The 13,179-nt window shown below is 65.6% G+C and carries 1 protein-coding gene; it reads right to left on the bottom strand.

Translation table 11 applies throughout. The features are described from left to right. Positions 1-2: 2 nt before the first annotated feature. Complete coding sequence (locus V8689_RS12190; protein WP_282389832.1) at positions 3-12,926, bottom strand: non-ribosomal peptide synthetase; 12,924 nt, start codon at positions 12,924-12,926, stop codon at positions 3-5. Between the last annotated feature and the right edge of the window lie 253 nt (positions 12,927-13,179).

Raw genomic sequence — 13,179 nt, 5'->3', positions numbered from 1 at the left:
GTTCACAGGACGATCTCCATTCGTTCGGTCATTGCGGCATAGCCGGCCAGGGTCGGTTGTTCGAACAAGCCCCGCACATCGGCTTCCATGCCTTCCTGGCGCAGGCGCCCGATCAAGCTCACGGCCAGCAGCGAGTGCCCGCCCAGTTCAAAGAAGTTGTCGTGGCGCCCTACCCGCTCCACCTTGAGCAGCTCGGCCCACAGCTGGGCCAGGAGGACCTCGGTGTCGCCTTCGGGCGCGGCGTACTCACGTACCTGCAAGGCGTCCATACCCGGTGCAGGCAGGGCCTTGCGGTCGAGCTTGCCGTTGGGGCTCAGGGGCCAGGCGTCCAGGTGCATGAACAGCGCCGGCACCATAAAGTCCGGCAGGTGCTGCGACAGCTGGGCGCGCAGGCTGTCGATGTCGGTGGGCGCGCCGGTGTAATACGCGACCAGGCGCTGGTCATGGGCGACGACTACGGCGTCCTTGACCGCCGGATGCTCGATCAGCCGCGCCTGGATTTCCCCAAGTTCGATGCGCAGGCCACGGATCTTGACCTGATCGTCGTTACGGCCCAGGTACTCAAGCGTGCCGTCGAGCAAGTAGCGGCCCAGGTCACCGGTGCGGTACATGCGCCCCTGGGTGAACGGGTCGTCGAGGAAGCGTTCGGCGGTCAGTTCAGGGCGGTTGAGGTAACCCCGCGCCACTTGCACGCCCGCGATGAACAGCTCACCGACCACGCCCAACGGCACCGGCTGCAACTGCCCGTCGAGTACATACAGGCGAGTATTGGCAATCGGCTTGCCGATCGGGGTATTGTCCGGCACCTCAGGGCGTGCGCAGTTCCAGGCCGTCACGTCCACTGCCGCTTCGGTGGGCCCGTACAGGTTGTACAAGCCAATCCCCGGCAACTGCTGCTTGAAACGCCGCACCAGGCTGCCCGGCAGCGCTTCGCCGCTGCACATCACCCGCACCAATCCCACCGCTTGGCTGACATCGCCGTGGGCCAGGAACACATCGAGCATCGACGGCACAAAGTGCAGGGTCGTGATCTGCTCTGCGGCGATCACCTCGCACAGGTACGCCGGGTCTTTGTGCCCTTCAGGGCGCGCCATCACCAGGCGCGCGCCGGTGAACAGCGGCCAGAAGAACTCCCACACCGACACGTCGAAGCTGAACGGGGTTTTCTGCAACACCGCATCGTGGGCCTTGAGGCCATAGGCGTCCTGCATCCACAACAGGCGGTTGACCACCCCGGCATGTTCGTTGATCACGCCCTTGGGCTGGCCGGTGGAACCGGAGGTGTAGATCACATAGGCCGCGTGCTGGGCAACGAGGCCCGGTACTGGCGGGTTGGTGACGGGTTGGTGCTGCCAGGTGCTGTGGTCGAGGTCGATCACCACCGCGTCACCCAGCAAGGCGCGGGTGGCGCTTTGGGCCAGCACCACCACCGGCGCGCTGTCGTGCAGCATGTAGGCGATGCGCTCTGGCGGGTATGCCGGGTCCAGCGGCACATAGGCACCACCGGCCTTGAGGATGGCGAACAGGCCGATGACCATGTCCAGGCCGCGCTCGACGCAGATGCCCACCCGTGCATCCGGGCGCACGCCGCTGTCACGCAGGTGATGGGCCAGGCGGTTGGCGCGCTCATTGAGTTGCTGGTAGCTCAAGGTGTGCTCGCCGGCCTTCACCGCCACGGCCTGCGGGGTACGTACAACCTGGGCTTCAAACATGCCGTGCAGGGTCTGGTCGAGGTTGTAGTTCACCTCGGTGGCGTTGAACTGCACCAGCAGCTGTTGCCGCTCTTGCAGCCCCAGCACCGGCAGGCGATTGAGCGCCTGGTGCGGGGCCTGCTCAAGGGCCTCGACCAGGCCGCTCAACGCGTTATGCATATAGCCGCACACCCGCTGCGCATCCACCTGGGCCAGGGCAGTGAATGCGTAGCCGTCGCCCAGGTCGTCCACGTTCAAGGTCAGGGGGTAATTGGTGCGCCCGTCATTGACCAAAGTCTGCATGCCTTCCCAGGCCAATTGCGCATCCGCCGAGCGGGTGGCGGCGCCGCGATGGCGATAGTTGAGCATCGAGCTGAACAACGGCGCCGGGGCCGCGACACCGCTGCAACGCTGGGCCAAGGCCAGGGAGGCGTGTTCATGGCCGAGCAAGTCGGTCAGCCGCGCATGGGTAGCGCGCACGGCGGCGCGGGCGCCCTGGTCGTCGATATCCAGGCGCAGCGGCAAGGTGTTGATAAACACGCCCAGGGCGCGGTCGGCGCCCTCGCCGCCTTGCAGACGGCCCACCAGCACCGTGCCGAACACCACCGTATGGCGTGCCGATACCGCAGCGAGCACCTGCGCCCAGGCCAGATGGAACAGGCTGGCAGCGCTGACCCCCAGCAGCCGCGCCTGGCTGCGCAGGCGGCGGTTGAGCGGGCTGTCCAGTTGCAGGGTATGTTCGTCGATGGCATTGCCGTCGCCGCGCACGTCCTGCCAGCCGAACGGCAACGTCGGTTCATCCACATCGCCCAGCATCTGGCGGAAGAACTGCTCATGCTCCTGTTCGCTGACACCCAGGCGCGCCTGGGCCACATAGTTGCGGTACGGCATCGGCGCGGCGGTGGGCGCGGCATGGCCCAACAGGTGGCCCTGCATTTCGCGCAACACCACGTCGAAGGCGGTGTGGTCCAACACGATATGGTGATAGAGCAGCACCGCCACTACGCGCTGGTTGACCGGGTCCTGGGCGTACATCAGGCGGATTAGCGGCGCCTGGCTGATCTCCAGGCGATAACGCCGCGCATCAAAGCGCTCGTGCAAACCGGCGAGTACGTCGCCTTGCAGGTGCAGTTCCTGTACGTACAACTGCGCCTGGCGCCACACCACTTGCAGCGGTTGCGCCAGGCCCTCCCACACCACCCCGGTGCGCAGGATGTCGTGGCGGTTAATTACCTGTTGCAGGGCGCGCACAAAAGCCTGCACACGCTCGACACTGTCAAACGCCAGATGCGATTGCAGCAGGTAGGGATCGCCCTGCGCCGCCGTGAGGTAGTGATAGAAAATCCCCTCCTGCAACGGCGCCAGCGGGTAGATATCCTGCACGTTGGCGGTGCCGCCCGGCACCTGGGCCACCACCTGGTCGATGGCCGACTGGTCGAGGCTTACCAAAGCCAGCATGTCCTGGGTGATGCGCTGGCAATCGGCACTGATGCGATTGGCCGGCACCTGCACTTCGCGGCCACTGCCGACAGCGGCGGCCAACGCGGCTAGGGTTGGCTGGCTGAACAGCACGCGCACATCGGCGCTGAGGTCGACCTGGCGCATGCGCTCGATCAGGCTGACGGCCAGCAATGAATGGCCGCCCAGTTCGAAGAAGTGGTCATGGCGCCCCACCTGTTCCACCTGCAACACCTCGGCCCACAGCCGTGCCAGGGTGGTTTCGACGTCACCTTGGGGGGCTTGGTATTCGCGGCTGAGCAAGGCGCACTGGTCCGGCTGCGGCAGTGCCTTGCGGTCCAGTTTGCCATTGGCGGTCAGGGGCAGTTGGTCAAGCCGCATGTAGGCGACCGGCACCAGCGCCTCGGGAAGTTGGGCTTGCAAGTGCGCACGCAAGGTCTCGATCTGCACCGGGTGCTGTTCGGTGAACCAGGCCAGCAGGCGACCTTCGCGCACCAGCACCACGGCCTCACGAATGCCGTCCAGGGCCGCCAGGCGGCTTTCGATTTCACCCAGTTCCACCCGCACGCCGCGCAGTTTTACCTGGTCGTCGTTACGGCCCAGGTATTCAAGGTTGCCATCGGGCAGCCAACGCACCCGGTCACCGGTGCGGTACATGGGCCCAGCGTTGAACGGGTCTTGCAGGAAGCGTTCGGCTGTCAGCTCGGCACGGTTGAGGTAACCCCGCGCCACACCGCTGCCGCCCACATAGAGCTCACCAGCTACACCCACCGGCACTGGGCGCAGGTGCGCGTCCAGCACATAGCTGGTGGCATTGGCGATAGGCCGGCCGATATGCAACACCTGCCCGGCCCGCACGCGACCGGAGGTAGCTACCACCGTGGCTTCGGTGGGACCGTAGTTGTTGACCACCGCAAAGCGCCGCTCCTGGGTGAACTGACGCAAGCGATCACCGCCGATCAGCAGGATGCGCAAGGTGGGGTGTTGCTGGGGCAGGCTGAAGGCGTATTCGGCCACCGGCGTCGGCAGGAAGCTTACGTCCAACGGCTGCGCCAGCCACCAGGCCAGCAGTTCATCGATGTTTTCATTGCCGATTTCGGCGGGTGGCAGGTGCAGGGTCGCGCCGACACACAGGGCCGGCCAGACCTCCCAGGCCATGGCATCAAAGCCCATGCCGGCCACGCTGCTGGTGTGGCTTACCGCTGTGAGACCAAAGGCCTCACAGTGCCAATGCACCAGGTTTTCCACGGTGCGGTGCTCCACCATCACGCCCTTGGGCTGGCCGGTGGAGCCGGAGGTGTAGATCACATACGCCAGGTGCGCGGGCGTCAGGGCGGGCAGTTGCGGGTTGCTGACGGCGTGGCGCTGCCAGGCGGGGTCATGCAGATCGACCAGCGCAACCGAACCGAGCAGCTCCCGGGTGCTGGCCTCGGCCAGCACTGCCACGGGCGCGCTGTCTTGCAGCAAGTAGGCGATACGCTCGGCGGGGTACGCCGGGTCAATCGGCACATAGCCCGCGCCAGCCTTGAGAATGCCCAACAGCCCCACCAGCATCTGCGGGCCGCGACGGCAGCACAGCGCCACGCGGTCGTCGGCTTGCACGCCGAGTTCCAGCAAGTGATGAGCCAACTGGTTAGCGCGTTGATTGAGCTGCTGATACGTCAGCGTCTCGCTGCCTTGCTGCACGGCAATGCGATGGGGTTGGCGCTCGGCCTGCACTTCAAACGCACCGTGCAGGGTCTGGCCACGGGGGAAGTCGTGGGCGGTGGCGTTGAACTCGCGCAGTACCGTGTCGCGCTCTGCGGCGGGCAGAATAGGTAATTGGCACAGTGCGCTGTGGGGCGCCGTCTCCAGGCTGGCAATCAGTTGCTGCACGGCGCTGAGCATGTAGTCGCACAAGCGTTGCGCGCCAATCTGCGGCACCGCCAGCACGCTCAGGCCAAAGCCTGCGCCCAGGTCATCCACGCTCAGGGTCAGCGGGTAGTTGCTGCGTTCTTCGCCGCCCAGCAGTTGCACGCCTTCCCAGATGCCGTGGCCGTCGCGGGCCATTTCCCCTGGGTTGCTGTGGCGGTAATTGAGCAAGGCGCTGAACAACGGCGTGCTGGCGGGCACGCCGCTGCAACGCTGGGCCAAGGCCAGTGACGCATGCTCATGCCCGAGCAAGGCGCTCAAGCGCGCATGGGTGGCTTTGACCGCCTGCGTCGCACCGGCTGCAACATCGACCCGCAGCGGCAAGGTGTTGATAAACATCCCCAGCGCACGGTCTGCGCCCTCGCCGGCTTGCAGTCGGCCCATCAGCACCGTGCCGAACACCACCTCATCGCGGCCCGAGACCAGGCCCAACACCTGGGCCCAGGCCAGGTGCATCAGGCTGGCGGCACTGACGCCCAGTTGGCGCGCCTGCTGGCGTACGCGCTGGGCCAGGCCTGCCTCCAGGTGCACCTCGGCTTCTTCGATTGCACGGCCATCGCCCTGCACATCCTGCAGACCAAACGGCAACGTCGGCTCGTCGACCTCGGCGAGCATGTCGCGGAAAAACTGCTCATGCTGCGCCACACTGACGCCCAGTCGCGCCTGGGCCACATAGTTGCGAAACGGCGCGGCGGCAGGCAAGTCCTGGGCCTGGTTGAACATAAAGGCACGCATTTCCTGGCCGACCACCTCCATGGCGGTGTGGTCCAGCGCCAGGTGGTGGAACAGCAGGATCGCCGCGACCCGGTTGTGCGTCGGGTCCTGGGCATAGACCATGCGCAGCAACGGCGCCTGGGTAATGTCCAGGCGATAGTGACGCGCATCGAAACGCCCGTGCAGTTGCGCCATGACGTCGCCGCCGGCCGGGTCGAGCATCACCTCCTGCACCGCCAGCTGGGCGGCGCGCCACACCACTTGCACCGGGCTGTCGAGCCCCTCCCACACCACAGCAGTACGCAAAATATCGTGGCGCGCCACCACCTGTTGCAGCGCGCCCATAAAGGCGTGCAGGCGCTCGACAGTGTCAAAGGCCATGCGCGATTGCAGCAGGTACGGGTCGCCCTGCTCGGCGCTGATGTGGTGGTAGAGAATGCCTTCCTGTAGCGGCGCCAGCGGGTAGATATCCTGGATGTTTGCCGCACCACCCGGCACGCTGGCGACGATGCGCGCGATGGCCTGCGGGGTGAGTTGCACCAGGCTCAGCATCGACGGTGTGATCTGTGTGCAGCCGGCGGGGATGCCATTGGCGGGCACCACGATTTCTCTGCCACTGCCCACGGCGGCCGCCAGCGCGGCCAGGCTTGGCTGGCTGAACAACACGCGCACATCGGCGCTCAGGCCCACTTGGCGCATGCGTTCGATCAGGCTGACCGCCAGCAACGAATGCCCGCCCAATTCGAAGAAATGATCATGGCGCCCCACGCGTTCAAGCTTGAGCACGTCCTGCCAGATCTGCGCCAGCAGGCTTTCCACCTCGCCTTGGGGGGCTTCGTAGCCACGGCTGATCAAGGCGGCCTGGTCGGGTGCCGGCAACGCCTTGCGGTCCAGCTTGCCGTTGTTAGTCAACGGCAGGCCGGCCAGCGGCATATAGGCCGACGGCAGCATGTAGTCCGGCAGTTGGCCTTGCAGCTGCGCGTGTACCTGGTCAATGCCCAGGTCTGCGCCAGCCCAGGTGAAATAGGCCACCAGGCGCTTGTCCCCCGGCACGTCTTCACGGGCGAGCACGGCAACCTCCTGGATACCCGCACAACTGGCCAGGCGTGCCTCGATCTCGCCCAGTTCGATACGGAAACCGCGGATTTTGACTTGGTCGTCATTGCGCCCCAGGCACTCCAGCAGGCCCTCTTGCGACCAGCGCCCGAGGTCGCCAGTGCGATACATCAGTGCCCCAGGCTGATCGACAAAGGGGTTGCCCACGAACTTCTCGGCGGTCAACTGCGCACGGTTCAAGTAGCCCTTGGCGACGCCCTCCCCGCCAATGCAGATTTCACCGGTGATGCCCAGCGGCACCGGCTGCAACTGCGCATCCAGCACATAGATCTGCGTGTTGGAAATGGGCCGGCCCACCGGCACGCTGTCTGCATCCAAGGCCAGCGCACGCACTTCATAGGTGGCGGCGTAGGTGGTGGTTTCGGTCGGGCCGTAGCAATGCACCAGACGCAACGCCGGGGCCTGCGCCAACAGGCTGCGAAAGGCGGCCGGGTCGGCACGTTCGCCGCCGCACAGCAAAATGCGCAGGCCGGCCAGGGCCTGGGGAATCAGCTGCACATACTGGTTGAACAGCGCGGTGGTGACGAACAGCACCGTAGCGCCTTTGAGTTCAGCGCCAAACGCCAGCGGGTCGAGCAAGGTGGCGTGGTCGATCACCTGGACCTGGCCGCCGTTGAGCAGCGCGCCCCACACATCCATGGTGCTGGCGTCGAACGCCGGGTTGGACGCAAACGCGATGCGGTCATGGGGGTTGAAGTCGGCATAGCCGTTATTGATCACCAGCCGGCTGATGCCGCGATGGGTCACCAACACGCCTTTGGGCGTACCGGTGGAGCCGGAGGTGTACATGATGTACGCCACGCTGTCCGAGCTCTGGGCCACAGCGGGGTTGGTCGCAGGCATTACGTCCAGGTTCAGCTCGGTGAGGTTGTCCAGCACCTGGCGGGCGCCGCTGTCCTGCACCATGAAGGCTTGGCGTTCAGGCGGCGCATTGACGTCCAGCGGCACGTAGACCGCCGCGCATTTGAGTACAGCCAGTTGGCTGACGATCAGGTCGATGGAACGCGGCAGCGCCAGGGCGACCGGCTCACCCGGCTGCACGCCCTGGTTAAGTAAATAATGGGCGAGCCGGTTGGCACGGCGGTTGAGGTCGCGGTAGCTCAGGGCGCGTTCGCCATGCACCACCGCCGTGGCTTCCGGCCGGGCCAGCACCTGAGCTTCAAACAGTTGGGCGACGCTGAGGTGCGACGGAAATTCACGGGCGCTGGCATTGAAGTCCTGCAGCAGTTTGTGCCGCTCGGCCGGCGGCACGATCGACACGCTGTGCAACGCGGTGGTCGGCGCCTGTTGCAGCGCAGTCACCAAGTGGCGCAGTGCGGTGAGCATGTAGTTGCCTACCCGTTGCACATCCAGTTCGGCCACGCCTTGCACGGTCAAGCGCATGCCCGTGCCGAGGTCATCGACGTTGAGCACCAGCGGGTAGTTGCTGCGTTCTTCGGAGCTGAGAATCTCGATACCGGAGGCGGCAAAGGGGTTGTCCCCCGGGGCTTCATCGGCGGCGCTGTGCCGGTAGTTGAGCAAGGTGCTGAACAGCGGCAGCGAGCCCGGCACGCCGCTGCAACGCTGGGCCAGGGACAACGAGGCATGTTCGTGCCCGAGCAGTTGCGCCAGGCGTGCATGGGTAGCGCGCACGCCGGCCTGTACGCCGACGCTGCCAAGGCTGACCCGCAGCGGCAAGGTGTTGATAAACATCCCCAGCGCCCGGTCGGCGCCCTCGCCGCCCTGCATACGGCCCAGCAACACGGTGCCGAATACCACCTCCTGCTGGCCAGACACCTGGCCCAGCACCTGGGCCCAGGCCAGGTGCACCAGGCTGGCGGTGCTCACACCCAGTTGCCGCGCCTGTTCGCGCAAGCCCAGGTTGAGCGCCGGCTCCAGCGGCAGGCGCGCTTCATGGATGCCGCTGCCGTCACCATTCACGTCTTGCAAACCGAAGGCCAGGGTCGGCTCATCGATGTCGCCCAGCATCTGGCTGAAGAAGGCTTCGTGCTGGGCCTGGGTGACACCGAGGCGGGCCTGGGCCACGTAGTTGCGATACTGCACCGCGTCAGGCAATTGCGCGCTGTGGCCGTGCAGGCTGGCACTCATCTCTTCGACCAGCACCTGCAGGGCCGTATGGTCGAGGAGGATATGGTGCAGCAGCAAAATGCCGACCACGCCGTGGCTGTCCTGCGCATACGCCAGGCGCATCAGCGAGGCGCGTGACAGGTCCAGGCGATAGTGGCGTGGGTCGAAACGCTGTTGCAGGTGCGCCAGTGCATCGCCGCCCAAGGCATCCAGGCGTTCGACCACCAAGGGTGCCTGGCGTAACACCACTTGCACCGGCTCCTCCAGGCCCTCCCAGAGGATGGCGGTGCGCAGGATATCGTTGCGTTCGATCACGGCGTGCAGCGCGTTGACGAAGCCGTCAACGGCGCCCTGGTCGTGAAAGCGCAGTTGCACCTGCAACACGTAGGGGTCGCCCTCTGTGGTCGCCAGGTGGTGGTAGAGAATGCCGGACTGCAACGGCGCCAGGCCGTAGATGTCCTGCACGTTGGCAACGCCACCGGGCACGGCCTCAAGGATATGGTCGATTGCAGCCTGATCCAGTTCGACCAGGGGCAGCATGTCCGGGGTGATGGCCTGGGTGTCTGCTTGAATAGGATTGGCCGGCACCTGCACGCTCTGCTGGCCGCCCACCGCCGCAGCGAGCGCCGCCAAGGTGGGTTGGCCGAACAGCACACGCACATCGGCGCTGAGGTCGACCTGGCGCATGCGTTCGATCAGTTTGACCGCCAACAGCGAATGGCCGCCGAGTTCGAAGAAATTGTCCTCACGACCGACACGGTCGACGTTGAGCAGGTCTTGCCAGAGCCTGGCGAGGGTGGTTTCCACCGTGCCCTGGGGCGCCGCATACGCGCGCCGGGCCACGGCGTCGGCATCGGGTGTGGGCAAGGCCTTGCGGTCGAGTTTGCCGTTGGTGGTCAGCGGCAGCGTGTCCAGGCGCACGAAGGCGCTGGGCACCATATGTTCGGCCAGGCTGCGCAGCAGATGGTCACGCAGGGCGGCCACCCTGAGTTCGCCATCGCTGATCACATAGGCCACCAAACGTTTGTCGCCCGGCTGATCTTCACGGGCGATCACCACCGCATCGCGCACGCCGCTGGCCGTGGCCAGGTGCGCCTGGATTTCACCCAGTTCGATACGGAAACCCCGAATCTTGACCTGGTCATCGTTACGCCCCAGGTACTCGACACTGCCGTCGGCCAGCAAGCGGCCGAGGTCGCCGGTCTTGTACATGCGCAAACCGGTGGCCGGGTCGGCGAGGAAGCGTTCGGCATTCAGCGCCTCGCGGTTGAGGTAACCACGCGCCACCCCGGCACCACCCACGTACAACTCGCCCACCACCCCCTGGGGCAAGGGCTCGCGGCGTGCGTCCAGCACGTACAACTGCAAATCGGGAATACGCACGCCAATCGGGCTCACGCCGACCAAGTGCGCGTCGGCCGCTTCCAGCGCCCGGTAGGTCACATGCACGGTGGTCTCAGTGATGCCGTACATGTTCACCAGTTGCGTACCGGCATTCACCGCCCGTGCGTACCACGGCTTGAGCATGCCCGGTTCCAGGGCTTCGCCGCCGAAAATCACCTGGCGAAGGGAATGGGACTGGGCGCTGTTGCCCTGGGCCACGATCAATTGGCGGAACGCACTCGGCGTCTGGTTGAGGATGCTCACCTGGGCATCGCACAGCAGCGCGTAGCACTCCTCCGGCGAGCGGCTGACCAGTTGCGGCACGATCAGCAACTGGCCGCCGTGCATCAGCGCGCCCCAGATTTCCCACACGGAAAAGTCGAACGCGAAGGAATGGAACAGCGCCCACACATCGTGCGAGTTGAAGCCGAACCAGTGGTGGGTAGCGCTGAACAGGCGCGCGACCTGGCGATGCTCGATCATCACGCCCTTGGGCTGGCCGGTGGAACCGGAGGTGTAGATCACATAGGCCAGGTTGGCCGGGCTCAGGTGCAGCCGGGGGTTGGTGATGGGCAACGGGCCCAGGTGGTCGAGGTCGATTTGGGCCTGCGCGCCGACCCGCTGCGCCGTGTCGGCCTGTACCAGCACCGCCACCGGCTGGCTGTCGGCCAGGGTGTAGGCGATGCGTTCCTGGGGATAGGCCGGGTCGATGGGCACATAGCCCGCACCGGCCTTAAGGATGCCGAGCAGGCCGATGATCATCTGCGGGCCGCGCTCCACGCAGATCGCCACGCGCGCGTCGGGGCGCACGCCGTGGGCCAGCAGCGCGTGGGCGACCTGGTTGGCGCGTTCGTTGAGTTGGCGGTAGCTCAGGGCGTGATGCTCGAAGCGCAACGCAATGGCATCGGGCTGGGCGGCGGCGTGGGTTTCGACGTGCTGGTGGATCAGCTGGGTATCGGCGTAGTGCGTGGGGCAGTCGTTCAAGGTGTGCAGCAAGTGATGGCGTTCAGCGTCAGGCAGGAGGTTCAGGCCGCAGAGCGGCATGTCCGGTCGTTGTTCGAGGGCGTCGGCCAGGCTTTCCAAGGCCGCATGCAGGTAACCGGCAACCCGTGGCGCGCCAATGGAGGCATCGACCATCACGGTCAGGGCGAAGTCTTCACCCAGGTCATCGACGTTCACCGTCAGCGGGTAGTTGGTGCGCTCTTCGGCGCCCAATACCTGGATGCCGTCGGCCACTTCAATCACTGCCGCCATGTCGGTGGCGGCGCTGTGACGGTAGTTGAGTATCGCGCTGAACAGCGGCGTAGGCGCCGCCACGCCGCTGCAGCGTTGTGCCAGCGCCAGGGACGCATGTTCGTGATCGAGCAAGCGCGTGAGGCGCTCATGGGTGACCTTGACCGCGGCGCGCACGCCCTGCTCGCCCACATCCACCCGCAGCGGCAAGGTGTTGATGAACATGCCCAAAGCCCGTTCACCGCCCTCGCCCGCCCCCATGCGCCCGAGCATCACGGTACCGAATACCACCGCCTCCCGCCCGGAGGCTGCGCCCAGCACCCGCGCCAAGGCCAGGTGCATCAGGCTCGCCACACTCACCCCCAGCGGGCGCGCCACGCTACGCAAGCGGCGGCTGAGGCTGCTGTCGACGGGAATGCGCACTTCGTCGATACCCTGGCCATCGCCCTGCACATCCTGCAGGCCGAACGGCAGGGTCGGTTCATCGATATCCGCCAGCATGTCGCGGAAGAACGCCTCATGAGCCTGCTCGCTGACGCCATGGCGCACCTGGGCGATATAGCTGCGAAACGCTACCGGTGCAGGGGCCTGGGCTTGCTGCCCGGCCAGGTACAGCTGGATTTCATGCCGCACGCCATCCAGGGCGGTGTGATCGAGGATGGTGTGGTGGAACAGCAGCATCGCCACCACCCGCTGGTTGGCCGGGTCGTCAGCGAACACCAGGCGCATCAGCGGCGCTTGGCCCAGGTCCATGCGATAGGCGCGGGCATCATAGCGAGCGAGCAATTGAGCCAGGCGGTCAGCACCGTCCAGCTGCGCCTCTTCGCAGGCCAGCGCAGCCTTGCGCCACACCACTTGCAGCGGTTCGTCCAGGCGCTCCCAGACCATCGAAGTGCGCAAAATGTCGTGACGATCGATGACCCATTGCAGCGCCTCGGCAAAGGCCCCAAGACGTGCGCGGCTGTCGAACACGAACTGCGCGTGCAGCACGTAAGGGTCACCCTTTTGCGCGGAAAGATGGTGATAGAGCATGCCTTCCTGGAGCGGCGCCAGCGGGTAGATATCCTGCACATTCGCCGCGCCGCCGGGGACCGCCGCGACGATGCGATCGATGGCCGGCTGGTCAAGGTTGACCAGCGCCAGCATGTCCGGGGTGATGCGATAGGCCGGGCTCAGCCAGTCACCGCCATGTTCGGCGACCAACTCCAGCAGTTGGGGTTTGTGCGCGATCAATTGATCCCAGAGCGCGTCGTCCAACGCTTGGTCATCGCCCAGGACGATAAGGTCGTCTTCTTCCATTTGCAGACGGATCGCGTGGGTGGAAATCGCTGCCAGTAAGTCGCTGAACTGCATGGGGAACCTGCCTGATAATTCACGGTTGACGAGAATGTCCGTATTCAGTTTTGCCGCTTGGATCGGCAGTACCGCGCGCCTGTAAAAAACGCGGGCGCAGCCGTAGGCCTGGAGGGGCTTCCGGCAGGCTTGAAAATTAAGGGATCTGGGGGCTGGGGGGTGACATGGGAAGCGGGGACAAGAGGAATAGCACGGCCCTTACCTGTAGGAGCGAGCTTGCTCGCGAAAAACTCACAGGCGCCGCGTTCAATCA

Source organism: Pseudomonas sp. AK181, assembly GCF_051122975.1.
Classification (GTDB): Bacteria; Pseudomonadota; Gammaproteobacteria; order Pseudomonadales; family Pseudomonadaceae; genus Aquipseudomonas; species Aquipseudomonas lactis.
This window is presented reverse-complemented; position numbering and strand designations above follow the sequence as displayed.